Origin of the sequence: Flavobacterium anhuiense (genome assembly GCF_001705175.1) — a bacterium.
Taxonomy (GTDB): Bacteria; Bacteroidota; Bacteroidia; order Flavobacteriales; family Flavobacteriaceae; genus Flavobacterium; species Flavobacterium anhuiense.
This window is the reverse complement of record NZ_CP016907.1, coordinates 4,905,113-4,929,632: the sequence shown is the minus strand read 5'-3', so window position 1 is coordinate 4,929,632 and position 24,520 is coordinate 4,905,113. Positions and strand designations below refer to the sequence as shown.

The 24,520-nt window shown below is 35.0% G+C and carries 19 protein-coding genes; 12 read left to right on the top strand and 7 right to left on the bottom strand.

The features are described 5' to 3' along the window. Window positions 1-147 precede the first annotated feature (147 nt). Window positions 148-489 (top strand): hypothetical protein, encoded by a 342-nt coding sequence (locus BB050_RS20730; RefSeq protein WP_008463201.1) that lies wholly within the window; start codon window positions 148-150, stop codon window positions 487-489. 378 nt (window positions 490-867) lie between these two features. After that, entirely contained in the window at window positions 868-1,692 is an 825-nt protein-coding gene (locus BB050_RS20725) for a hypothetical protein (protein ID WP_066034958.1), read from the top strand. A 72-nt stretch (window positions 1,693-1,764) separates the two neighbouring features. Here the strand turns inward: BB050_RS20725 and BB050_RS20720 are convergent, their stop codons facing one another. Beyond that, the gene (locus BB050_RS20720) at window positions 1,765-2,028 is read right to left on the bottom strand and encodes a SemiSWEET family sugar transporter (protein WP_008463204.1); all 264 of its coding nucleotides are present in this window, start codon (window positions 2,026-2,028) and stop codon (window positions 1,765-1,767) included. Window positions 2,029-2,201: 173 nt separating this feature from the next. Beyond that, window positions 2,202-3,047: an SDR family oxidoreductase gene (locus tag BB050_RS20715; protein WP_066035250.1), complete on the bottom strand. Its 846-nt coding sequence runs from the start codon at window positions 3,045-3,047 to the stop codon at window positions 2,202-2,204. Between the two features lie 389 nt (window positions 3,048-3,436). Between BB050_RS20715 and BB050_RS20710 the strand changes: the two genes are divergently transcribed. Genes BB050_RS20710 through BB050_RS20690 form a run of 5 tightly spaced genes read left to right on the top strand, consistent with a single transcriptional unit; the run spans window position 3,437 to window position 10,007 of the window. Continuing rightward, window positions 3,437-4,651 (top strand): hybrid sensor histidine kinase/response regulator, encoded by a 1,215-nt coding sequence (locus tag BB050_RS20710; RefSeq protein ID WP_066034957.1) that lies wholly within the window; start codon window positions 3,437-3,439, stop codon window positions 4,649-4,651. Between the two features lie 16 nt (window positions 4,652-4,667). Further along, the gene (locus tag BB050_RS20705; RefSeq protein ID WP_066034956.1) at window positions 4,668-8,231 is read left to right on the top strand and encodes a response regulator; all 3,564 of its coding nucleotides are present in this window, start codon (window positions 4,668-4,670) and stop codon (window positions 8,229-8,231) included. Between the two features lie 17 nt (window positions 8,232-8,248). Next, complete coding sequence (locus BB050_RS20700) at window positions 8,249-8,626, top strand: response regulator (RefSeq protein WP_008463212.1); 378 nt, start codon at window positions 8,249-8,251, stop codon at window positions 8,624-8,626. After that, entirely contained in the window at window positions 8,623-9,435 is an 813-nt protein-coding gene (locus BB050_RS20695; RefSeq protein ID WP_008463213.1) for a CheR family methyltransferase, read from the top strand. The genes BB050_RS20700 and BB050_RS20695 overlap by 4 nt, the downstream gene beginning before the upstream one ends. Continuing rightward, window positions 9,414-10,007, top strand: coding sequence for a chemotaxis protein CheB (locus BB050_RS20690; RefSeq protein ID WP_008463214.1), 594 nt, complete (start codon window positions 9,414-9,416; stop codon window positions 10,005-10,007). Before BB050_RS20695 ends, BB050_RS20690 begins: the two co-directional genes overlap by 22 nt. 69 nt (window positions 10,008-10,076) lie before the next feature. Here the strand turns inward: BB050_RS20690 and BB050_RS20685 are convergent, their stop codons facing one another. Next, window positions 10,077-10,841 (bottom strand): porin family protein, encoded by a 765-nt coding sequence (locus tag BB050_RS20685; protein WP_066034955.1) that lies wholly within the window; start codon window positions 10,839-10,841, stop codon window positions 10,077-10,079. 10 nt (window positions 10,842-10,851) lie between these two features. Beyond that, complete coding sequence (locus BB050_RS20680; protein WP_008463216.1) at window positions 10,852-11,973, bottom strand: hypothetical protein; 1,122 nt, start codon at window positions 11,971-11,973, stop codon at window positions 10,852-10,854. Between the two features lie 354 nt (window positions 11,974-12,327). Between BB050_RS20680 and BB050_RS20675 the strand changes: the two genes are divergently transcribed. The 5 genes from BB050_RS20675 (at window position 12,328) to BB050_RS20655 (ending at window position 20,668) form a co-directional block, all read left to right on the top strand. Beyond that, window positions 12,328-12,600, top strand: a complete 273-nt coding sequence (locus BB050_RS20675; protein ID WP_066034954.1) for a DUF6660 family protein — start codon at window positions 12,328-12,330, stop codon at window positions 12,598-12,600. Between the two features lie 107 nt (window positions 12,601-12,707). After that, window positions 12,708-15,848 (top strand): efflux RND transporter permease subunit, encoded by a 3,141-nt coding sequence (locus BB050_RS20670; RefSeq protein ID WP_066034953.1) that lies wholly within the window; start codon window positions 12,708-12,710, stop codon window positions 15,846-15,848. Between the two features lie 16 nt (window positions 15,849-15,864). Then, window positions 15,865-17,112 (top strand): TolC family protein, encoded by a 1,248-nt coding sequence (locus BB050_RS20665; RefSeq protein WP_066034952.1) that lies wholly within the window; start codon window positions 15,865-15,867, stop codon window positions 17,110-17,112. A 2-nt stretch (window positions 17,113-17,114) separates the two neighbouring features. After that, window positions 17,115-18,392 carry an efflux RND transporter periplasmic adaptor subunit gene (locus BB050_RS20660; protein ID WP_066034951.1) on the top strand — a complete coding sequence of 426 codons (1,278 nt, stop codon included), beginning with the start codon at window positions 17,115-17,117 and terminating at the stop codon, window positions 18,390-18,392. 275 nt (window positions 18,393-18,667) lie between these two features. Continuing rightward, on the top strand, window positions 18,668-20,668 hold the full coding sequence (locus BB050_RS20655; protein ID WP_083219916.1) for a heavy metal translocating P-type ATPase: 2,001 nt from the start codon (window positions 18,668-18,670) through the stop codon (window positions 20,666-20,668). Between the two features lie 4 nt (window positions 20,669-20,672). Here BB050_RS20655 and BB050_RS20650 read toward each other — a convergent pair whose 3' ends face one another. The 3 genes from BB050_RS20650 to BB050_RS20640 all read right to left on the bottom strand — a co-directional run bounded on the left by BB050_RS20650 (window position 20,673) and on the right by BB050_RS20640 (window position 24,387). After that, complete coding sequence (locus tag BB050_RS20650) at window positions 20,673-21,956, bottom strand: DUF6624 domain-containing protein (protein WP_066034949.1); 1,284 nt, start codon at window positions 21,954-21,956, stop codon at window positions 20,673-20,675. 62 nt (window positions 21,957-22,018) lie between these two features. Beyond that, complete coding sequence (locus tag BB050_RS20645; protein WP_066034948.1) at window positions 22,019-22,669, bottom strand: VOC family protein; 651 nt, start codon at window positions 22,667-22,669, stop codon at window positions 22,019-22,021. 263 nt (window positions 22,670-22,932) lie between these two features. Further along, complete coding sequence (locus BB050_RS20640; protein WP_066034947.1) at window positions 22,933-24,387, bottom strand: sulfatase family protein; 1,455 nt, start codon at window positions 24,385-24,387, stop codon at window positions 22,933-22,935. Window positions 24,388-24,520 lie beyond the last annotated feature (133 nt).

The window sequence follows — 24,520 nt, the reverse complement described above, 5'->3', positions numbered from 1 at the left end:
AGTGTTTCAAATTAGCCTTAGCTAAAATTAAGAAAAAATAAATATTCATTTAAAAGCGATTTTTGAATGAGGCAACATTAAAATCAATTGAGTTAATTTTATCTTGTTTCTATACGGAAATTTGATAAACAGATAAAGTTAAAAGATATGAAACGAGAAGATTCAAAACATGAAACCGACAATATAAAGAGATATCAGGACGAAGGTTATACTGCTAGTTATCTATTCGAAAATGATCGTTTAATAGATGCAGAAACAAAAGAAGCCTACAAACCTGAAGATATATTTATTGTAGCTCATCATCGATATGAAGGAATGAGCGATCCTGATGATATGTCGATTTTGTATGTTATAGAAACAAGAGATAAAAGAAAAGGAACACATTTATTAGGATATGGCCCGATGGCCGATTTAGAAGAAGCCGAATTTTTTAAAGATATTCCGAAAGCCAATTATTCTAAAAATGCTGATATAAACGAATTGACTTAAAAGAATAAAAATAGATTGGTATTTTTATTTTGCTGATGAGCAGTTGTTTCAAATTTATTTGAGGCAGCTGCTTTTTTTTAGGTTCCAAATTCCTAAGGTTCTAAGATGCTAAGATTTTTCCAGCTTTTTTTTGAAAGTTTTTAAGTTACTAAGACTTTGATGGGTAAAATTTTCTAGTTCTAAGAAACTTAAAAACTCAGCATCTTAGAACCTTAGAATCATAGAAATAAAAATTATGAAATTTCTCCGCAAAATTCTATAAAGATTTAGCTTCCAATATAAACGAAATTTGGATTATAGAAATGAAATAAAAACCAAAGTTAGTTTTTGTGCGTAAATAACTACTAACTCATTCATTAAAAACCAAAATTCTAATACATGAAAAAACTTTACATAAATACTGGAAGCTTTGACGCTGTTTTTAATAATTTGAAAGAAAGCTTTGGCGGAGACTTATCTATTACAGCCAATGAATATAGACTGGCAGTAAAATCAAAATGGGCAACTGGGAATATTTCTGGAGTGCGTTTTGAGAAAGAAATGTCATACCTCAATTTTGATTTGACTTTCAATCAAGATGTTAATTTAAGTATTGAATCCAATCCTTATTTGCCTGTATTTTTTGTGTATTGCGAAAAGGGAAGCGTATTGCACCGTTTTGGAGCAAATGGAGCTGTTAAACGTTTAAAAGAGCAGCAATCGGGTATTATGAGCAATTCGTCTTCAATAAATAGCGTATTGTGCTTTGAAAGCCATAAAAAGATCCAGTTTTCATTAATTGGAATACCAACAAATGTAAATGATGCAGCAAATGCTGATTTTGCTTTTCAGATTAAAAAAAGATTTACGCATGAATCTGGAAATTATATTTATATCGGAGCTGAGGGCTCAAAAATAGGAGAGAAGTTTCAAGAACTTAAAACGATTCCGAAACAAGGAACGGTTCGTTATTTGCTAATGAAAAGCATTTTGCGCGAAATTGTACAGTTAGAGATAGCTCAGCATAGTTATAATTATCTGACTCCGTTTGAACCTGTTTTAAATTTTGCGTCTAAACAGCTGACAGAAATCAAAAAGCTATCAGAAATCAATTTCGGACATTTTGTAGCGCCAGTGCTATCTTTAAAAAGAAATTTACAATCAAAAATTCTAAAGGAAAAATATTTAGAATTAGAACCTTACAACCAAAAATTAGCTAGCTAGTAAGCATTATTATATCCTTCACTTTTCAATAAAAAACAGCTTCGATCGAGCTGTTTTTTTTATTTTTATAGGCTACTGCTCTTTTTCAAAATAAATAATAAAGTAAACCATAGTAAGATTTAAAATCAGCGAAATGCTGTTGGTGATAATAATCGGCAAATCGTTTTTCAGAATGCCGTAAATAACCCACACCGCGATTCCGAAAGTAAGCGTGCCAAACATTTTAAGCGAAATCTGCTTCACTTTTTTGGTTTTCCAAACCTTCAAAATTTGCGGAATTGTCGATATTGTAACACACGCTCCAGCAAAAAGTCCTATGATGTCTATATAATTCATTTCTATAAGATTTGTTTTTAAGTTGGTTAGAAAATAATCTCGCAAAGACGCAGAGTCGTGAAGTCTTTCATTAAGTTATAGAAACAAAACTTTGCGACTCTGCGTCTTTCCGAGAGCAAAGCATAAAATCTTGGCTTTGATAGTGGTTAAAAAAGAAAAAGTTTAGAACCTTTTTAACCTACCAATTCACCTCCATTTACATGAATAAATTGCCCTGTAATATAACTACTGTCTTCAGAAGCTAGAAAAACATAAGCAGGTGCCACCTCAGAAGGTTGTCCGGCTCTTTCCATCGGATTGTCTTTTCCAAATTCAGATAATTTATCGAAACTGGCTACAATCAAAGGTGTCCAAATTGGTCCTGGCGCTACACCATTGACACGTATTTTCCTTTTTGCCAACATGCTCGAAAGCGAACGCGTAAAACTTACAATGGCGCCTTTTGTACTAGCATAATCCGCTAAATGTTCGCTTCCGCGAAAAGCTGTTACAGAAGTCGTATTAATAATGGTATCGCCTTCTTTTAAAAAAGGAAGCGCAGCCTTGGTAATATAGAAAAACGGATAAATATTCGTTTCAAAAGTTTTATGGAGCTGTACATTTGTTATCTTTTCCAATTCATTTTGAGGAAAATGTACCGCCGCATTATTTACCAAAATATTTATATTTTTAAAAGTCGTATGACATTTTTTTATGGCGGCACGACAAAATTTTTCATCCTTCAAATCACCACATATTAAGAGACATTGCTGGCCTTCCTTTTCAATTAGATCTTTTGTTTCTTTAGCATCTTTGTCTTCTTTTAAATAAACAATGGCAATATTGGCGCCTTCTCTTGCAAAGTGTACCGCAACACTTCGACCAATTCCGCTGTCGCCTCCCGTAATAAAAGCGGTTTTTCCTAAGAGTTTGCCGCTTCCAGTATAATTTTCTCGTATAATTTCTGGTTCGGGAGTCATCATATATTCGTTACCAGGAAGATTTTGTTTCTGTTCGGGGAATGTTTGTTTCTTTTTCATGATTTCTGCGTATTTAAACATTATATGCTATTTAAAATTAGCTTTAAGCAAAAATTTTGTTTGTCTTAAAAGAAATTTTATTTACCTCAATAAAAAACAAATTGTAAATCACGTATGAAAATACTTCTGTTTTCAAAAAAGGTTCATTTATTAAGAATTTCTAACAGGCTAGGAATCATATATAACGTTCAGAATAGTGTTAAAAGATGGGAATTTTGTAAAGATTTTTGATTTAAATAAAAAAGGTCCCCATTATTTTTTTTATACATTTGAGATTTCCACATCATTTTTTAACAGACAATTTTGCAATTTGTTTAAGAAATAAGAAAATTTTTATATTTTATTTTAAAATTAAGTGTTTTGATTTACAACCGATTTAGTTTTCCGACATGGTATTAATTGTAGACGATATAAGAGCGAATATTATCGCTCTAAAAAAGACATTAGAGCTGCATAATATCGATGTTGATAGTGCTGAATCTGGAGAAGAGGCACTAAAAAAAATCCTTAAAACAGATTACTGTCTGATTATTATGGATGTTCAAATGCCTGGACTTGATGGCTTTGAAGTGGTAAAAATCCTTTCTGGAAATCAGCGTACCAAAGATATTCCCGTAATTTTTCTTTCGGCTCTTAATACCGAGAAAAAATATATTTTTAAAGGTTACGAAACAGGCGCTGTTGAGTATATTACAAAACCTGTAGACTCTGATTTGCTGATACTTAAAGTAAAAACTTTCCTTAAGATTTACGAGCAGCAGAACGAGCTTAAAGCTATGAAAGACCTGCTTTCTAAAGAAATCAAAATTAGAAAAGAAGCGCAGGACAATCTTGAAATTAAAATTGCAGAAAGGACAAAAGAACTGGTTCAGAAAAATGAAGAACTGGAACTTCGAAATCATGAATTACAGCAGTTTTCTTGGGTGGTGTCGCACGATTTGAATGAACCTATCCGTAAAATTCAAATTTTCATCAAAATAATAAAAGACCTTTACTTAAAAGCAGATGATAAAGCGGTAGATTATGTTGATCGAACGATAAAATCTGCAGAAAGAATGCAGACTTTAATTACCGATCTTTTGGCTTATTCGAGACTTTCGGCACAGGTTAAACCTGAAAAAACAGATTTAAATGTTGTTTTGCAGGAAGTATTGGGGGATTTTGATTATTTGATTGAACGGAAAAATGCCATTATAAAAACCAATGAACTTCCAACGGTTGACAGCATTCCGAGTCAGATGCGCCAAGTGTTTCAAAATCTGATTGGAAATGCTTTGAAGTTTTCTGGAAATGAAGAAAAGCCGATAATCGAAATCACTTCAGAAACCATTTTGGAGAAATCAATAGAAAGTCCGACTTCTCCAGAAGGTAAATTTTGCAGAATAATAGTAAGAGACAACGGAATCGGTTTTGATGAAATGTATCTGGATCGAATTTTCATTATCTTTCAAAGCCTAAACGACCGCCAAACCTATGAAGGAACTGGAATTGGATTGGCAATAGCGAAGAAAATCATAGAAAAACACAACGGATTAATCACTGCAAAAAGTAAACCGGGAGAAGGAGCAAGTTTTATCATTGTTCTTCCTTTAAAATACGAATAAAAATAACTTAGAATATATGAATGGTAATTTTAAAAGAAATTTATTAATTAGTTCACTAGTATCACTGCTTGTACTTACTGTGAGTTCGGTTGCTTCTTTTATAAGTATTAAAAGTTTACTAAATAGTAATTTCTGGGTCAATCATACTCAAGATGTAATTTATAACCTAAACGAAGGTTCATCGATTATTACCGAAGCCCAAACCAGCATGAGGGGATATTTGCTTACAGGCGACGAACAGTTTGTAGAGCGATTTAATGATGCTGAAAATAAATCAAATGAATATTTCGAAAAATTAGATGAACTCACATCCGACAATCCTTCGCAGAGAAAATTATTAGAAGAGTTGCGAAACAAACGTTCTGGTTTCTTTAAGTATTTAAACAATCAAATTGTAAAAAAACGTTTAAGCAAACAAACGCTTATTTTCGACCTGAATGAAGGAAGGAAAATGATGAATGAGATAAGAGCAATCATCAGAAAAGTAGAAAATACAGAACAAAAACTTTTAGAAGAACGCAATTTAAACTCAGAACGCTACGGCAATTATAGTTTGATTTTAATCGTTGTTGCCTTTTTTATTGCTTTTCTTATTTCTATCGTTTTTATGATTAGAATTCTAAAAGATTACAACGAAAGATCTTTGCTGCAGCATGAGTTGGAGAAAAAAGATAAAGAAACTGCTGAAAGGCTGCAAGTAATAAGCGGTATCGCATCTCAGATTTCTAGAGGAAATTATGACGTTCAGATTGATGATAGAAAATCTGATACTTTGGGAGCTCTTGGAGTTTCTATTCATGAGATGAAAGATTCTTTAAAAAATTCTTTCGAATTATTATCTCAAAAAGAATGGCTTCAGTCAGGAGTCGCAGCTTTGAATGACAAAATGCTGGGCGAAAAGACTATTCAGAAATTATCTAAGGATGTTATCGAATTTTTATGCCAGTACACCAACAGCAGTGCTGGGGTTTTGTATGTTGTAGATGGAGAAGAAATGGCAATTTCCGGAGGTTATAGCTATATACCGAGTAAAAATAGAGAACGCATTAAAAAGGGTGAAGGTCTGATCGGGCAAGCAATTGTTTCGGGTAAAATGTTGGAATTAAAATCACTTTCGCCAGATAACATTCATATCAATTATGCTTTAGGTGAAATTAAGCCTACTCATATTGTGGCGCTTCCGCTAATGGATTTTAAAGTAGAAGGTGCTGTTGAATTGGCGAGTATTTATGGTTTTTCTGTGCTGCAATTAGAGTTCCTGAATATGGTTGCCAATAATATCGGAATTGCTTTGAAAGCGACGCAAAACCGTAAAAGAGTTATGGAACTGCTGGAAGAAACGAAATCTCAGGCAGAAGAATTGCAGATTCAGCATAGCGAATTGGAAGCGATAAATGCAGAATTAGAAGCTCAAACCGAAAAATTGCAAGCTTCGGAAGAAGAACTCCGCGTGCAACAGGAAGAGTTGGAGCAAACCAACGAAGAATTATCGGAAAGAAGCGTTCTGTTAGAAGAGAAAAATACAGAAATTCAGAAAAAATCAGAAGCTTTAGAATTAACAACTCGTTACAAATCTGAGTTTTTGGCCAATATGTCTCACGAATTGAGAACCCCGCTTAATTCAATTTTATTGTTGAGCCGTTTGTTGTCTGAAAATAACAATAAAACGATGAACAATGAAGAAATCGAATTTGCAAAAGTAATTCAGAGTTCAGGAAACAGTTTGTTAGGATTAATTGATGAAATTCTTGATTTATCTAAGATTGAAGCGGGTAAAATGGATCTCGAATTCTTAGATGTTTCGACCAAAGAAATTACAGATAACCTTCATAATCTGTTTTATATGGTGGCAAAAGAAAAGGGAATTAATTTTGAAATTATTGCCAAAGAAGCGCCAATCGTTATTAAAACAGACAAAATGCGTTTGGAGCAGATTTTGAAAAATTTGATTTCGAATGCCATTAAATTCACCGAAAAAGGAACTGTTTCTCTTGAAATCAAAGTAGATACAGACGATGATAAAATAATCTGCTTTATTGTAAAAGATACTGGAATCGGAATTCCGTTAGAAAAACAGCCTTTAATTTTCGAAGCTTTCCAGCAGGCAGACGGTTCGACTAAACGTAAATATGGCGGAACTGGTCTAGGATTGTCTATTAGCCGTGAATTGGCTAAACTATTGAGAGGAGAAATTATCCTGCATAGTAAAGTCAATGAAGGTAGTACATTTACGTTGTGTCTTCCAGTTTTTGGATTCGCAATCAATAAAGTTACAGCAGATAAAATTCCGCATGTAGAAGAAGTCGAAGAAACTGCCGAAATCGAAGAGGTAAAACCAAAATATATCAGCGAAGTCGTTCCTGAAGAAATTGAAGATGACAGAGATTCAATTGTAGAAGGCGATAAAGTAATTCTGATTGTAGAAGACGACATAAGTTTTGCCAAATCATTATTGGCTTTTACGCAGAAAAAAGGATATAAAGGTGTAGTAGCAGTTAGAGGTGATTATGCCTTAAATTTTGCCTTAATCTACAAACCAATCGGAATTTTATTGGATATCGAATTGCCAATAAAAAGTGGCTGGCAAGTTTTGGAAGAATTGAAAAATCATTCACAAACCAAGCACATTTCGGTGCACATTATGTCATCGCACAAATTAAAGCAGGAAAGTTTATTGAAAGGCGCCGTGGATTTCTTAGACAAACCTGTGGCTTTTGATAAAATTCCCGAAGTCTTTATGCGTATTGAACATATCATAAACAAAGAATCTCAAAAGGTTTTAATTATTGAAGATAATCCGAAACACGCTAAGGCATTGGCTTATTTCTTGGAGACTTATAGCATCAATTCTGAAATAAAAAGCGAAGTTTCGGCAGGTTTATCGGCTTTGAGCAAAGAAGATGTAGACTGCGTGATTCTAGATATGGGAATTCCAGACAAACAGGCTTATGATATTTTAGATGGGGTAAAGAAAAGTCCAGGATTAGAAAATCTGCCAGTGATTGTCTTTACCGGAAAAAGTTTATCGATAAAAGAAGAATTAAAAATCAGAAAGTACGCCGATTCGATTATTGTAAAAACGGCACATTCGTATCAAAGAATGCTCGATGAGGTTTCACTTTTCCTTCATTTGGTAGAAGAAAAGAAAGAAGGAAATAATAAAGAAAACTACAAAAAACTGAATTCGCTGAACAATATTCTGTTCGAGAAAAAAGTATTAATTGTAGATGATGATGTACGAAATATATATTCGCTTTCAAAAGCTTTAGAAGCATTTAAAATGAATGTCATTACGGCTTTTGACGGAAAAGAAGCGATTAAAATTTTAGATGAAAATCCAGATACCGATGTGGTATTGCTGGATATGATGATGCCAAATATGGATGGTTATGAAACAGCAGAAAAGATAAGAAGCAACCCTAAATTTCTTAACTTAGCTGTAATAGCAGTAACGGCCAAAGCAATGACTGGCGATAGAGAGAAATGTATTAAGGCGGGAGCCTCAGATTATATTACAAAACCTGTAGATGTTGACCAGCTGTTATCATTGCTGCGAGTATGGCTTTATGATAAAATCTAATCTTTAAAATGCTTTAAATGGGAAAAAAACGTGTGTTGATTGTAGATGATGATTCAAGAAATATTTTTGCTATGGTGAATACCTTAAAAGCAAAATCGTACGATTGTATCTCTTGTCTAAGTGCCGAAGAAGCATTAAGAATATTAAAAGAAGACTCATCGATAGATGTCGTTTTGATAGATATGATGATGCCCGAAATGGATGGTTATGAGGCAATTCCGCTTATAAAAGCAATTCCATCACAAAAATCCACATTGGTGGTTGCCGTAACAGCGCAGGCAATGGCAGGAGATAAAGAAAAATGTTTACAAGCCGGAGCAGATGCTTATATCTCAAAACCTGTAGATGTTGATAAATTACTTCAGATTTTGGGAGGAAATTTAAATGAATTATGATTGAAGATATTGAATTAGAAACTCTTATAAATGATGTTTACGAATATTACGGTTTTGATTTTGGAAGTTATTCCAGAGCCTCACTTAAAAGACGTGTAAGCCGTGTTTTCTATTTAGACGGATTTAAGCATTTTCATGATTTTTTGTCCAAAGTCCGTACTGATCCCGAATATTGTAAAAGAATGATTGACGAAATTACGGTTAACGTAACCGAGATGTTTCGCGATCCATCATTTTATTTGACACTCAGAAAAGAAGTCCTTCCGCTATTAGGAACCAAACCTTTTATCCGTATTTGGCATGCAGGATGTTCTACAGGAGAAGAAGTCTATTCGATGGCTATTATGCTGAAAGAAGCTGGATTGCTGCATAAATCGATATTGTATGCAACAGACATAAATGCTTCAGTATTAGAAACAGCAAAAAGCGGTATCTTTCCATTACGAATGATAAAAGATTACGCTGATAATTATCGCGATGCTGGCGGACAGCAGGATTTTTCAGACTATTACATCGCCAATTACGGCTTTGCAAAATTTAATGAAAGTCTTTCTGAAAAAATGGTTTTTTCGCAACATAACTTAGTTTCAGACACTTCATTCAATGAGTTTGATCTTATTTTGTGCCGCAATGTTTTAATTTATTTTGATAATAATCTGCAGAAAAGAGTCGTTAATTTATTTGATGACAGTCTCGCTGTTTTGGGTTTTTTGGCACTCGGAACAAAAGAAACGATAAAATATTCTATATCTCAGACCAAATACAAACAATTTGCTAAAGAGAAAATATGGAGAAAAATAAAAGAATAACAAATTGTAAAGTAGTAATAATTGGCGGCTCGGCAGGAAGTTTACAGGCATTATTGCAGATTTTGCCTTTTATAGAAAAACCAATTTCATTTGCGATTGTAATTGTGGTTCACAGAAAAAACTCAGACGAACAAACCTTAGAAAGTTTAATTGCTTTAAAATCTAAAATTACTGTAAAAGAAGTAGAAGATAAAGTAAAATTTGAATCTGGGTTTGTTTATATCGCACCTTCCAATTATCATTTATTGTTTGAGAAAAACGAAACGCTTTCATTAGATACTTCAGAAAAAGTTAACTATAGCAGGCCAAGCATAGATGTCTCTTTTGAGTCTGCGGCAGAAATATATGGTGAACATTTGATTGGAATATTACTTTCAGGTTCCAATTCAGATGGAACAATCGGATTGAGGGCAATCCAAGCTGCTGGCGGAATAAGTGTTGTTCAGAATCCGCTTTCAGCAGAAATGCCTTTTATGCCCAATAATGCCATTCTGCATACAGTTCCTGACTTTGTTTTAAGCACAGAAGAAATTCTGGAATTTATAAAAGGAATTAATATTGCTGGTTTTTAATTAACGATTTTTGATTTCAGATGGAAGAAATAAAAAATCGTTAATCCTCAATCTAAAATCTTCAATCTCTTAATTTTTCTCATCTTCAGGAAGAACCACTTTGTTGAGTTCAGCCTCTTTCTGAGCTCTTTTTTGTGCCGCTTTACCTTTTCCAATCGGAATTCCTGCTGTAACATACAAAGATCTGTTGAATTGATTGTTCGGGCCATCACCTTTCATTACAGTAACGAGTCCGTAATAATATTGAACAGTGACATTCAAACCGTTTCCAACATTCATATGATAGCCAGCACCAAAAGCAAGTCCGGCATCTATAACATGAATCTGATCTCTAATGTTTTTCTTGTAGACCACATCGTCATTATTGATTTCGTTTTTAAACTCATCAAAGGCTTTGGCCAATAAACCAAATTGAGGTCCTGTTTTGAGGTAAATATTGTTTTTGAATTGATATTTAATTAATATCGGAACATTAAAATAACGGATTTCACGATTCACATGACCGCCGGCAAAAGTGTTATCGAGATTTTCATCATTTAAAGAATACACCGGAATATCCTGAGCTCCCATAGGCGATTTTACAATTACGCCAGTATTGATCATCCAAGCGGGGTTTTTTCTAGATTTCAAATCAAAATAAAAGCCAAGATTAAAACCGGGGTTCAAAGCAGAGGAGCTCATATTAGAAATCGTAGAAAAATTAGCACCGCCCTCCAAACCAAATTCCAAAAACTCTGAATTGAGTTTATCTCCAAATATTAACGAAATTAAGACTTGTGATTGTGCCGTGGTAATACAAAAAAATGTGATAAAGATTAGAAAACCTTTTTTCATGCCATTTGAATTAAAGTCCAAAACGGTATTGAAAACTTCCTAATACCTGTGTTCGAGAGCCTAAGAAGCCACATTCTGCTCGAAACATAAAATGTTTGTTGAACTGATATTGAGATCCAATGATAAAGTTCCACATATCTTTTGGTCTTTTTTGAAGAGAATATTGCACAGAAGAATTCTCAGCTGTACTCAGCGCTCCGTCTAATGTATTTAAAATATTGCCAGCGCTTTCTAAAGCTCTATTTGCCGTATTATGCTTCGCTATATTAGCAGGATTTTTTTGTTCGGCAGGAGTTAAACCATCCCACCAGTTGTCTACTTTGGTTTGGTTTTCTGCCACTTTAGCCAGACCATTATCTACTTTTTCTTGTGCTCCTTCTAAATTAATGAAATCAGATAACGGCAGATCTCCGTTTGTATCTCCAGCAATATGAACTCTAAATCCGCCGACCCAAACCGCTATATTTGTGTCTGGTTTATTAAATTTAAAGGTTTTTCCTAATCGAGGTCCAAATACATAAGAAAAGGCGGGTTTGTCAAGCGAACTAATATCGGTCCAAGCCATATTCATATCAAGAGCCAGCCAGCCGCCTCCAATACCTATGGTTGGTGTCATTCCCAGACCAAATGTCGTGGCATTAAAATTGGCTCTGGTGCTGAAAGTAGTTATTTCTGACCAATTATTATCAGCATCTGGAATCCAAATTCCGGCATTAATTTTAGTGGCAGTATTAGCTTTTCCAAAAATTCCATAAATATTTAAAAAAGGAAGAAGCCAGATATCAGGTCTGATCGTTAACGCGGTAGCCTCAACTGATGATTTGTCAAATCGTACAATCTCATCTAAATTATATTGTGGTCCATGATTAAAGCCAATTTGCAGATTGTTGATTACAATATCAGACTCCTGCCAAAACCAGTTTACAGATAAACCGGCTGAATAAGGAAGTTTATATCCTTTTTGGGCTACTTTTTCTCCCCAAATAGGAAGAGCATAAGGATATTTTTCTGTTTTAAGACTGTCTTTTAATGTCTGGTTTTTTTCTCCTACAATTTTATCGGTATAAACCTGTCCGAAAATTTGCATGCTGAAAAATAATAAAGAGGCTGATATTAGTGTCTTACATTTCATTGATTAGAATATTTAAAATTAATTAATTAGACTGCGAAAAATAAAATTGTACTAATGTGCGTAGAGAATCTCTTGTTATTTTTTTGGCTTATAGAAAAATGATTTTTTAAAGAATTAAAATTAGGAACTTAAAGAAGTGTTAAAATCATTGTTAAAGTTAACGAAATTTTCTTACCGCTCATAAAATTTTTGAATAAAATAAAAAACTATTGGAATAATTTTCAGACCATTAGACGATATTTTATTTTGCTATTATTATTTCGCCCAATGAAAAATTAAAGAATAAATTGTATTTTTACAACTGTGAAATGGATAAGAATCATATTGTCAATTTATCTGCTGGCGTTGTCTAATATGCCATGCGCGGATATGGAAGTAAACAGTGCGATGCATAAAACAGCTCAGTTTGCTTCAGAAGACAATCATTCTCATGATAAAACCAACGATTTATGTTCTCCGTTTTGCGCCTGCAATTGTTGCGGTGTACAGGTTTTAAGTTACCATTCTGCTGTAAGTTTTGAATTCCCTAAAGCTTACAATCAAATTTCAATTGCTTTACCCAATTATAATTCTGTTTTTATTTCCAATTTCTACGGAAGTATTTGGCAACCCCCTCAGATAGCATAATGATTATGCCTGTCCGATAAAGATCGGAAACGGGCGAGAGAGTTGTGGACTTTCCACAGATTTACAGGCAATTTATTGTCTAATTTCTCACGTCATTATATATTCAAATGTTAGATAAAATCATTCAATTCAGTATACGAAACAAATTCGTAATACTATTATTTACCCTTGCGCTTATAGCTTGGGGAAGTTATTCGCTTAAAAAGTTACCGCTCGATGCCCTTCCAGATGTAACCAACAATCAGGTTCAGATTATTACAACTTCGCCAACACTGGCAAGTCAGGAAGTCGAGCAATTAATTACGTATCCCTTAGAAAGAGCTGTAAAAACAGTTCCAAAAGTAATAGAACTACGCAGTATTTCCCGTTTCGGATTATCCGTAGTAACTGTTGTTTTTGAAGACGATGTTGACATTTACTGGGCTCGTGAACAGATATTTCAGCGCTTAAAACAAGCCGAAGAAAACATTCCCGATTATGTAAATTCTCCTGAATTAGCGCCCATTTCGACAGGATTGGGAGAGATATACCAATATGACGTTTATGCCAAAAAAGGCTACGAAAATAAATACAGTGCAATTGAATTGAGAACTATTCAAGATTGGATTATTATTCCACAATTGCAGGGAATTAAAGGCGTTGCCGAGGTAAGTTCTTGGGGAGGAAAACTCAAACAGTTCGAAATTGCCGTAAACCCAAATATGCTCAATAGTTTGGGCGTTACGATTACCGAAATTTTTGAGGCGCTAGAAAAAAACAATCAAAATACGGGAGGCGCTTATATTGAAAAAGATCAGTATACCTATTTTATCCGCGGTGTCGGAATGGCTAAAGGCATAAAAGATCTTGAAAATGTAGTGGTGAAAAACCGAAATGGTTCGCCTGTTTTGGTTCGAAATGTAGCACAGGTTCGCGAAGGCATTGCATTACGTTATGGAGCTTCGACCAAAGATGGAAAAGGTGAAATTGTTTCCGGAATGGTTTTAATGCTGAAAGGCGAAAATTCGAGCGCTGTTGTAAACCGTGTTCACGAAAAAATGGAGCAGATAAACAAAAGCCTTCCAGAAGGAGTGGTTGCGGAAGCTTTTATTGATAGAGGAAAACTCGTAGATAACTCTATTAGTACCGTCGCAAAGAATTTATTAGAAGGAGCATTAATCGTCATTTTTGTCTTGATTTTATTTTTAGGAAATCTTCGTGCAGGACTCATTGTCGCTTCAGTAATTCCTCTGGCGATGCTGTTTGCCGTTATTTTAATGAATGCCTTTGGCGTAAGCGGAAACCTAATGAGTCTTGGTGCCATAGATTTTGGAATCATAGTCGACGGTGCCGTTATTATCGTGGAAGCCACGATGCATCATCTCCAGAAATTCAAAAGCAAAAAAGAATTAACGCAGGAAGAAATGGACATTGAGGTTTATAATTCGGCTTCAAAAATAAGAAACAGCGCCGCTTTTGGCGAAATTATCATTTTAATAGTCTATTTGCCAATCCTAGCTTTAATCGGAACCGAAGGAAAAATGTTCAAACCAATGGCTATGACTGTTGGTTTTGCCATTATCGGAGCTTTTATTCTTTCTCTGACCTATATCCCGATGATGAGCGCTTTATTTCTTTCAAAAAAAACAGAGCACAAAGAAAATTTAAGCGACCGCATGATGGCATGGTTAGAAAGCCTATATACGCCTTTATTGAAAAAAGCTTTAGAGTTTAAAAAAGTGGTGCTTTCAGTCGCTGTTGGACTTTTTGCTTTTGCCTTTATTGTTTTCCAAAACATGGGAGGCGAATTTATCCCGACAATCGAAGAAGGCGATTTGGCAATCAATGCCACTATTATGACGGGAAGTTCACTTACGCAGATGGTTGAAACTGCGACTAAATATGAACAGATTCTAAAAGCCAAATTCCCAGAAATCAAAACTATTGTGACCAAAATAGGAAGCGGTGAAATTCCAACCGATCCCATGCCAATTGAAAGTGGGGATTTGATTATTGTTTTAAAAGACAAGAAAGAATGGAGAAGCAAATACCGAAATTGGGAAGAAATCGCCAATGCCATGAAAAAGGAGATGGAAATTATTCCTGGTGCGAATATCGAGATTTCGCAACCCATTCAGATGCGTTTTAATGAATTAATGACAGGAAGCCGTTCTGATATTGCGATCAAGATTTTTGGAGACGATTTGGAAATACTGGATGCCAAAGCAGCAGAATTGATTTCGAAAATAAAAGGAATTGATGGAATTGGAGATTTAAAAGCTGATAAAGTAACAGGATTGCCACAGATTACCATTAAATATGATTATGATAAAATCGCGCTATACGGGCTGAATATTTCAGACATTAACCAAATCATCCGTTCGTCTTTTGCGGGAGAAGTGGCAGGAAAAATTTATGACGAAAGCAAAAGGTTTGATGTTGTGGTGAGAATGGACGAAAACAATCGTGGCGATATAACAGATGTGAGCAATTTGTTTATTCCGCTTCCAAGCGGCCAGCAAGTGCCGCTTTCGCAAGTGGCTTCTGTCGAATATGAGCAAGGCCCTGTACAAGTCATTCGCGAAGACGGAAAACGAAGAATAACGGTTGGATTAAATGTTCGCGGAAGAGACATTAAAAGTGTCGTAGAAGAAATTCAAGTAAAACTGGACAAAAGTTTCAAACTTCCAGCTGGTTATTATGTGACTTATGGAGGACAATTTGAAAATCTGATTGAAGCATCCAAACGACTTTCTGTAGCCTTGCCAATTGCTTTAGGACTTATTTTGGTCTTACTGTATTTTACTTTTAAAAGCGCCAAACAAGCGTTGCTAATTTTTAGTGCGATTCCGTTATCGGCGATTGGAGGTGTTTTTGCGCTTTCGCTGAGAGGAATGCCCTTTAGTATTTCTGCCGGAATTGGTTTTATCGCTTTGTTCGGAATTGCCGTTCTAAACGGAATTGTACTGATTTCGTATTTCAATCAATTAAAAACAGAAGGAATTTCAGATCCGTTTCAAAGAATCTTGATTGGAACGAAAACACGTTTGCGTCCTGTTTTAATGACCGCAGCCGTAGCTTCATTAGGATTTCTGCCAATGGCATTATCCACAAGCGGCGGAGCAGAAGTGCAGAAACCTCTGGCAACCGTAGTAATCGGCGGATTAATTTCAGCGACTTTATTAACCTTAATTGTTTTGCCAATTTTGTATTTATTGTTGGAGAAGTTTAACCGCAAAGAGCGCAAAGATTTACGCGAAGAACACTAAGAAAAATTTAAAGAAAATGAAAAAGTTATTATACAGTTTAAGAAAAATAACCTTTGCGAACTTCGCGCTTCTTTTGCGAACTTTGCGGTTAATTGCGTTTCTATTGGTTGCCTTACCCTTGCAAGCACAGCAAATGATAAGTCTGGAAAAAGCCATAGAACTAGCAAAAGCAAACAACATCGATTTAAAAATTGCCGATAAAGAAATCGAAAAACAAACCGTTCTCAAAAAAGCAGCTTTTCAGCCAGATCCTTTGCAAGTACAGTATCAGGGCGGTCAATTCAATAGTGTCGATTTTGATCATAATGTTTCGGTACAGCAGTTTTTTCCTCTAGGAAATATTACAAAAGCCAACCGACAATTGCAGGAAGAATTGGCAAAATTAGCGGAGAAACGAAAAGCGCTGTCTTCTTATGAAATCGAAAAAGCGGTTACATTGGCGTATTATCAATATTTGTATGGCATTTCGATACAGAAACTCAATTCAGAATTGAATGATATTTATACAAAATTTCTAAAAAATGCTGAACTGCGTTTTAAAACAGGGGAAAGCGGAAACATTGAAGTCATCAGCGCGAAAGCAAAAGTAAAAGAAATTGAAACCCAGAAAGCACAGTTAGAATACGATTTGGCGATTTATCAGAAACAATTGCAGTTTTTCATTCAGACAGATGAAAATATAGTTCCTGATTCAAATACCGCTTTGCAATACACTTTTATAGAAAGTCAGGAAAATACAAAAGCAGAAGTTCTAATGACCGATTTTTATCAGCAGCAAATTTCAGTATATCAGAAAGAGGCAGGAACACTTAAGGCGCTGCGTACGCCAAAAGTTGGTTTAGGATATTTTGCACAGACGATAAATACTGAATCTTTGTTTCAGGGATTTACGGCAGGTTTGCAGATTCCGTTGTTTGGAGGTGTTAATACTACTAAAGCAAAAGCAGCAGAAATTAGTGTTTCGCAGTCTCAATTGGCTTTAGATAGAAACAAAATGATGCTGAATCTGCAACGAGAAGAATTGCAGAACAACTTTCAAAAACAGCAGAAGAACCTAAATTATTATAAAAATGAAGGTTTGCAATACGCTAATCAGATTATTGAAACGGCTCAAAAAAGTTATGCTAATGGTGATATGAGTTACTGGTCTTATATAAGCTTTCTAAATCAAGCAATCGATATTAAAAAACAATTTGCAGAGGCAACGCACAGCTATAATCAAAGTGCGATCGAACTTCAATTTCCAACTATCAAAAACAATTAAAAATGAAAAATATATCTGAAAATAATTTAACCGCAAAGAGCGCAAAGATTTTAACGCAAAGTTCGCAAAGTTTAATTTCCTTGCGTGCTTTGCTCCCGATAGCTATCGGGATTGCGTGCCTTGCGGTTACCTTAATTAGTTGTAGCGAAAAAAAGACAGAAGAACCACAGGAAGAAGAAAAATCAACTACAGAAGTGGCGTTAACAGTTTCTCAATACAAAACAGTGGGAATTGAAACTGGATTTGTGGAAGATCGAAACCTAAATAAAGTCATTAAAGCAAATGGTTATACGACGGTTCCCCCGCAAAATTCTGCTGAAGTTTCGACTTTGATTGGCGGAACGGTTAAAGACATTTTTGTTTTGGAAGGAACGTATGTAAACAAAGGAAAAGTATTGGCCACAATTCAAAATCTGGAAGTTATTGGAATGCAGGAAGATTACCAATCGGCTGTTGCCAATGTTGAATATTTACAGTTAGAATATAACCGCCAGAAAACCTTGAGTGATGAAAATGTGAATCCGAGAAAGACTTTTCAGGAAGTAAAAGCGAAATTAGCAGCAGAAAGAGCTCGCGCACAAGCGGCAAAAAATAAACTTGATGCTTTGCATGTGAATACAAAAGGAAGTTCGTCTGTCGTTCCAATTGTTTCCCCGATAAATGGTTTTGTTGGAAAAATCAATATTGCGAAAGGCGCTTTTGCGAATACAGGGGTTTCGCTTTTTGAAGTGGTTGACAACAGTCAGATGCATTTGGATTTGAATGTGTATGAGAAAGATTTGGGATCCATTTCGATTGGTCAAGTCATTGATTTTGTCTTAACGAATCAATCCAATAAATCGATTAAAGGAAAGATTTTCGGAATCAATAAATCTTTTTCTAACGAAAGCAAAACCGTTGCTGTTCACGCTAAAATCGATCCTGCTGATGCCAAAGGGCTGATTCCGGGAATGTATGTTTCGGCAAATATCAATATTACAAACACCACTGTCCCAGCTCTTCCAAAAGATGCGGTTGTCAAAAATGCCGATAAGTATTTTGTCTTCATTGAAGAAGAAGAGCATGCGGAAGAAAAACATGAACATTCAGCAGGAGAAAAGGAAGAAGCTCATGAAAAAGAAATTCATTTTAAAGCAATAGAAGTTATGCCGGGAACAACCGATTTGGGTTTTACCGAAGTGAAGTTCGTACATGATATTTCGGCAAATGCTAAAATTGTGACAAAAGGCGCATTTTATCTGCTGTCTGCCATGAAGGGCGGAGGAGAGCACACCCACTAGCTAGTTTTGCCATGAAGACGCTAAGGCACAAAGTTTTTTTAAGATGCTAATTTGCTAAGATACTAAGGGACTAAGTTTTTTTGTTGGAGTGCAATTTGCTCGCAATCCCGATAGCTATCGGGATTGCGAGATTAACTCCATCATACTAAAAAAACTTAACGTCTTGGTGCCTTTGTTGCAATAAACTTTCCCACAAAATGCTTAAATTTAGAACATTATTTAAACATACCTTCAGGCATTCAAAGCATGAAACCTGAAGCATGAAACTCAAAAAAATGATACATCAAGATAAAGAAGTAAAAAACGCTACAAATAAAGCCAAATCTTCCTGCTGCTGTTCGCATGATGAACCCGTGCATTCTGATAATGAGGCACATGATTACGATGGACATGATCATGAACACAATGCAAGTGGCAGTTGGTTTAAACTATTTTTGCCTTCGATTATATCCTTTATTTTACTGATTTTCGGAATTGGTTTAGATAATTATTTTCCGCAAGATTGGTTTACAGGATATGTTAGAATTGCGTGGTATGCAATTGCGTATCTTCCAGTCGGGCTTCCTGTTTTAAAAGAAGCTTACGAAAGTATTGTAAAAGGAGACATTTTCTCTGAGTTTTTCCTCATGTGCATTGCTACAATCGGAGCTTTTGCCATCGGAGAATACCCGGAAGGTGTCGCTGTTATGCTGTTTTATACGATTGGAGAAACTTTTCAAGGAATGGCAGTTAACAGAGCAAAATCGAGTATTAAAAGTCTGCTGGATCAGCGTCCCGATGAGGTTCACATATTAGAAAACAATGTCGCAGTAAAAGTAAAAGCTAAAGAGGTACAGATTGGAGCGATTATTCAGCTAAAAGCAGGCGAAAAATTGGGTTTGGATGGCGAATTGTTATCAGACTTCGCTTCGTTTAATACAGCGGCTTTAACGGGAGAAAGTAAACCCGATACTAAGAAGAAAGGCGAAACTGTTTTGGCAGGAATGATAAATGGCAATACTATTGCCGAAGTAAAAGTAACAACCGCTTACAGCGACAGTAAATTGTCTAAAATTCTGGAACTCGTACAAAATGCCACAACTAAAAAAGCGCCAGCGGAATTGTTTATTAGAAAGTTTGCGAAAATTTATACGCCAATTGTAGTATTTCTCGCCATTGGAATTTGTTTGATTCCGATGCTTTTTGTTGAGAATTATGTTTTTACAGATTGGCTTTACAGATCGTTGGTTTTTCTTGTGATTTCTTGCCCGTGCGCTTTGGTTATTAGTATTCCGCTTGGTTATTTTGGTGGAATCGGCGCTGCAAGCAGAAACGGAATCCTGTTTAAAGGCAGTAATTTTCTTGACAGTATTTCGACGATTCAGAATGTTGTGGTAGACAAAACAGGAACTATGACCGAAGGCGTTTTTAAAGTTCAAGAAGTTATCATAAAACCAGAATTCGATAAAAATGAAATCTTAAGATTAGTCAATGCTCTTGAAAATAGAAGCACGCATCCCGTGGCTACAGCTATTCACAATCATGTTGGACCAATTGACTCTTCGGTGGAGTTAAAAGAAATCGAAGAAATCTCAGGGCATGGACTAAAAGCAACTCACAACGGAAAAGAATTGTTTGTTGGGAATTTTAAACTCTTGGATAAATATTCGATTTCGTATGACATTGATCCATCTTCAATCGTTTATACGACAATTGCTATCGCTTACGAAAGTAAATTCGCTGGTTACTTAACTATTGCAGATGAAATTAAAGCAGATGCTAAAGAAACGGTTTCTAAACTAAAATCTTTAGGAGTAAAATTGACCATGTTGAGCGGAGATAAAACCAATGTGGTTCAATTTGTTGCTGATAAATTGGGAATCACAAAAGCTTTTGGTGATTTGCTTCCAGAAGATAAAGTCAATAAAGTCAATGAAATTAAAGCAAAAAACGAAACGATTGCTTTTGTCGGCGACGGAGTAAACGATGCGCCTGTAATTGCTTTAAGTACGGTTGGAATTGCGATGGGAGGTTTAGGAAGCGATGCTGCAATAGAAACTGCCGATGTGGTTATTCAAGATGATAAACCTAGCAAAATTGCAATGGCAATCAATATTGGGAAACAAACCAAAAAGATTGTCTGGCAGAATATTACTTTGGCATTCGTAGTTAAAGCTTTTGTCTTAATTCTTGGCGCGGGCGGACTTGCAACCATGTGGGAAGCTGTTTTTGCAGATGTGGGAGTAGCACTTTTAGCGATTTTGAATGCGGTTAGGATTCAGAGGATGAGGTTTTAAGAGATTATAAACTGCCGACAATATCTTTCCATCTATTTTCAGAATAGAATTTTTGAAATGCAGCATTCGACAATAATGATTTTAAGTTTAAATCGCCTCTAAGATGGTTTAAACTTAAAAAATCTAAAGCAATACTTCGATATTGCTCTTCGTTCGTTTGATTGTAAATTTTCGCAAAAAGTTCTGCTGCTTCAAAATTTTGAGCGCTAGTCATTCCTCCTAAAATCATTGAAGCGTTATTATAATTTTCATAGACATTCTGAAATTCTTTTGATTCATAATATTTTTTAGCGGAGTTGATGAGACTTAAAGTATCTTCTTTGTCTTTTTGATCCTTTTTTGAAGCAATTGCTGCTGTTGGAAGAATGTATTTAAAACCATAATTCAAAGCATAAATTCTTAAAGGAAGAAGTTCTAAAGAGGCTCTTCTTTTATCGGTTTCATTTTCTTTGATGATACTTCGAAAACTCGAAGCTTCTCCATTTTGCGTCCAATTTACTTGTGTTCCGTAAACTTGTTTGTAATTTAAATTGCATTGAACTCTGTCATACAAAAATGCATAATTTTCAATTTCAAGTTCTTTTGTCCCTTTTAATTTTTCCATTTCTTCCAAAGCCTTTTTTTGGAACAAAATATCTTGATCTGAGTGCTGGACAATAAGCCAGAAATTATGAGCGCCATCTTTTCCTATTTGAGATATTTTTGGCCAGCCGTTGCTTCTTAGAATCTCTTTTGCCGTAGAAAGATTTTTATAATCCAGTTCGTTAATTTTCTGCTGTAAAGCATTCAATTTTTCGGGATCTGAAGTTTGAATTTTAGAATACCTGACTTTCTGGTCTTCAATTCCCATTGCGTTAATTTGTTTTCGAAGTTCTGGCAGTTTCAGTGTCTTTTCATATTCTTGTTCTTTTAAATGCGCTTTTTGCACAATGATTTTCCATTCTTCAGAATAATTATTTCTAATGAAATCAAAATATGGATCGATCAGTAATTGATCGGCTTCTGTCCAGCCTTTATCTAGCGATAAGTTTAAATACTGTAAAGCTTTAGTTTTATTTTCGTCAAGCGAATACATTCCAGCCGCTTTGTAGGCATTCAAAGCATCTGGTTTTTGGATTGAAAATGCTTTCTCCAGTTTCAGAATAGCATTTTTATAATCTTTTTGAAGATGCAATAACGAAGCTTCTGCAAGCAAAGCTTCGTTACTCAGATTGTTTTGTCCTTTAGAAGTATAAAAACTAAATAACAGCAAGACAAGTCCAAATGGTTTCAGATATTTTAAAATCATTTTTCAGCTTTTTGAAAGATGAAAATACAAATTATATTTTTATATGTTTGAAACAAAGTGTTTTAAAAAAACAATTCAATTATGTTGTCATTATTTTCCAAAGTTATTTTCACCGGATTACTTTCAGAAGGAATTTGAGTTGGATACCAATTTCTAGTAGGCTGTACCAGAATCAATAAACCTTCATGATCGCCAATTGCAGCAAATTTATCGGTATTTGTATTTTGAGAAAAGAAATGCAATCCGTGTTCTTCGATTAACTGATTTCCTAATTGTAATGGACTTTCCGTAACAATTCCGATTTCGCTTATGTTTAAAATCGAAGCAGAATTAAACTCGCCAACTTGTTCATTATTAAGGTCATGTCGAGCAATGAATTCGAGTAAATTTCCGTTGTGATCGAAGAAATATATAGAATGTGCATTCCAATTTTCGAAATTGGTAACGACGCTTTTATCTTCCAGAACAATTAAATCAACTTTGTCCTTGCACCATTGAATAGCTTGTTCAAGTTGGTTTTCGGGAATATTGAAAGCAAAATGATATATGGAATTAAAATCTGAATCTTCAACAAATTTTAAAATAGAAGTTCCTGCTTGAAATGTTATCGATTTTTGATCATTTTCTAGAATGAAAAGTCCAAAAATGTTCTGATAAAATGCTTTCGTTTTTTGAATATCGTTTGTTTTGATTTGTATCTGATCTATTCTCATGGCAGTAAATTTTTATAAAAGAAAAAGCTTCTTTTGAGTTCTAGTCAAATTTAAGAAATGCCAATAATTTCAAGGTTGAAGAGGTATTTTATGTATCAATAAAAAGATAGTAAAAAATTATGGATTGGCGCTTAATGGCATTTTTAAATAATCTATAAAGCTACAAAAAGATAGATACCAATTGTTGTAAGATTATCGAAAAAACTTTCATCTTATAATTGATTTTCAATTAAAAAGCCCGATTGTGGTCGGGCTCTTATATTTTAATATGTAGCAGGTTTTCTAATATTTTTTCCAACCTTTTGATTTAAATCATCACCAAGATCTTCTCTTGCAGTATCTGCAATTTTCTGAATTTTGGCTACAATTTCGGGATATAATTGCTGCACATCACGCACTTCTCCCGGATCGTGCGCTAAATCGTAAAGTGCCATAGGAAATTCTGCAGACGCACCTTCACCGCGATATCCATCTTTTCCTTGTAGCTTTTTGTTGTAGGTTATGCTTTTGTGCGGAAAAACCAATTTCCAGTGTTTGTAGCGAATAGCTTCTAGATTATTGCTTCCAACTCCAAAATAATAATAAAAAATTTCTCTCGGACCAGAAGCTGTTTTTCCAGTTAAGACAGGAAGAAAGTTTAAACCGTCAATTTGATTTTTAGGTAAAGAAGCTCCTGTTATTGTGGCAATTGTAGGTAATAAATCCATATTGGTCATAAGCGAACTGTTTACAGAACCGCCTTTTATTTTGCCAGGCCAACGAATCAGGAAAGGAACTCTTGTGCCGCCTTCCCAAGTGGTAGATTTTCCTTCTCTAAAACCTCCCGAAGAACCTGCATTATCACCAAAAACAAGCCAAGACCCATTGTCGCTGGTGATGATTAAAACGGTGTTTTTAGCAATTCCTTCTTTATCTAGCGCATTTATAATCTCGCCAATAGACCAATCCAGTTCCATAATAACATCACCAAAAAGGCCTAAATCGCTTTTGCCTTTAAATTTGTCTGAAACCGCCAAAGGAGCGTGAGGCAGAGGATGAGTCAGGTATAAAAAGAAAGGATCTTTTTTATTTTTTTTGATAAAACCTATTGCTTTTTCGGTAAAAAGCGTGGTTAGTTTTGAAGCATCTTTGATGTTTTCAATCGTATCAATAACGGTTGTATTACTGATTAAAGGAAGCGGAGGAAAGCTCGAACGCATGTCTTTAGAATCGGTAACTTTTGAGTACCCATCATAATCAATTGGCCATACATCGTGCGAATACGGAATCCCGAAAAACTCATCAAAACCATAATTGGTAGGCCAGTAAGGCAATACATTGCCTAAATGCCATTTGCCGTAATTGGCAGTTTTGTAACCGTTTTTCTTTAAAAGCGATGCAATCGTTTCTTCATTCGGATTCAAAGCGTGTTTAGCTCCTGGAAGCAATACGCCTGACATTCCAATTCTGTTAGGATAACAGCCTGTTAGTAAGGCAGCTCGAGAAGCTGTACAAATAGCTTGTCCAGCATTAAAATTGGTTAAACGCATTCCTTCTTCGGCAATTTGATTGAAATGTGGAGTATTAACTCCCGTCATTCCGTACGGTTCTGTGTCACCATAACCCATATCATCCATATTGATGATAATAATATTGGGTTTAGAATTTGAGTCTTTACTTTGAGCAATGCCTAAAGAAGTGATTGCCGAAAGAAAGAGCAAGAAGAAACTTCTTTTCATAACTTGTGGTTTTTGGAATAATTAATAATTGCATGGCGTATAAGTTTGGTTGACCACAAATATATTCAAAAGATGAAGTTTAAAAATAAAAAAAGCCCGTTTCATAAAGAAAGGGCTTGGAAGATTTGCACTT

Bases quoted from the DNA above. Each gene is read 5' to 3' on its own strand.
- BB050_RS20730 (WP_008463201.1), top strand. From the start codon at position 148: ATGAAACGAGAAGATTCAAAACATGAAACCGACAATATAAAGAGATAT.
- BB050_RS20725 (WP_066034958.1), top strand. From the start codon at position 868: ATGAAAAAACTTTACATAAATACTGGAAGCTTTGACGCTGTTTTTAAT.
- BB050_RS20720 (WP_008463204.1), bottom strand. From the start codon at position 2,028: ATGAATTATATAGACATCATAGGACTTTTTGCTGGAGCGTGTGTTACA.
- BB050_RS20715 (WP_066035250.1), bottom strand. From the start codon at position 3,047: ATGAAAAAGAAACAAACATTCCCCGAACAGAAACAAAATCTTCCTGGT.
- BB050_RS20710 (WP_066034957.1), top strand. From the start codon at position 3,437: ATGGTATTAATTGTAGACGATATAAGAGCGAATATTATCGCTCTAAAA.
- BB050_RS20705 (WP_066034956.1), top strand. From the start codon at position 4,668: ATGAATGGTAATTTTAAAAGAAATTTATTAATTAGTTCACTAGTATCA.
- BB050_RS20700 (WP_008463212.1), top strand. From the start codon at position 8,249: ATGGGAAAAAAACGTGTGTTGATTGTAGATGATGATTCAAGAAATATT.
- BB050_RS20695 (WP_008463213.1), top strand. From the start codon at position 8,623: ATGATTGAAGATATTGAATTAGAAACTCTTATAAATGATGTTTACGAA.
- BB050_RS20690 (WP_008463214.1), top strand. From the start codon at position 9,414: ATGGAGAAAAATAAAAGAATAACAAATTGTAAAGTAGTAATAATTGGC.
- BB050_RS20685 (WP_066034955.1), bottom strand. From the start codon at position 10,841: ATGAAAAAAGGTTTTCTAATCTTTATCACATTTTTTTGTATTACCACG.
- BB050_RS20680 (WP_008463216.1), bottom strand. From the start codon at position 11,973: ATGAAATGTAAGACACTAATATCAGCCTCTTTATTATTTTTCAGCATG.
- BB050_RS20675 (WP_066034954.1), top strand. From the start codon at position 12,328: ATGCCATGCGCGGATATGGAAGTAAACAGTGCGATGCATAAAACAGCT.
- BB050_RS20670 (WP_066034953.1), top strand. From the start codon at position 12,708: ATGTTAGATAAAATCATTCAATTCAGTATACGAAACAAATTCGTAATA.
- BB050_RS20665 (WP_066034952.1), top strand. From the start codon at position 15,865: ATGAAAAAGTTATTATACAGTTTAAGAAAAATAACCTTTGCGAACTTC.
- BB050_RS20660 (WP_066034951.1), top strand. From the start codon at position 17,115: ATGAAAAATATATCTGAAAATAATTTAACCGCAAAGAGCGCAAAGATT.
- BB050_RS20655 (WP_083219916.1), top strand. From the start codon at position 18,668: ATGATACATCAAGATAAAGAAGTAAAAAACGCTACAAATAAAGCCAAA.
- BB050_RS20650 (WP_066034949.1), bottom strand. From the start codon at position 21,956: ATGATTTTAAAATATCTGAAACCATTTGGACTTGTCTTGCTGTTATTT.
- BB050_RS20645 (WP_066034948.1), bottom strand. From the start codon at position 22,669: ATGAGAATAGATCAGATACAAATCAAAACAAACGATATTCAAAAAACG.
- BB050_RS20640 (WP_066034947.1), bottom strand. From the start codon at position 24,387: ATGAAAAGAAGTTTCTTCTTGCTCTTTCTTTCGGCAATCACTTCTTTA.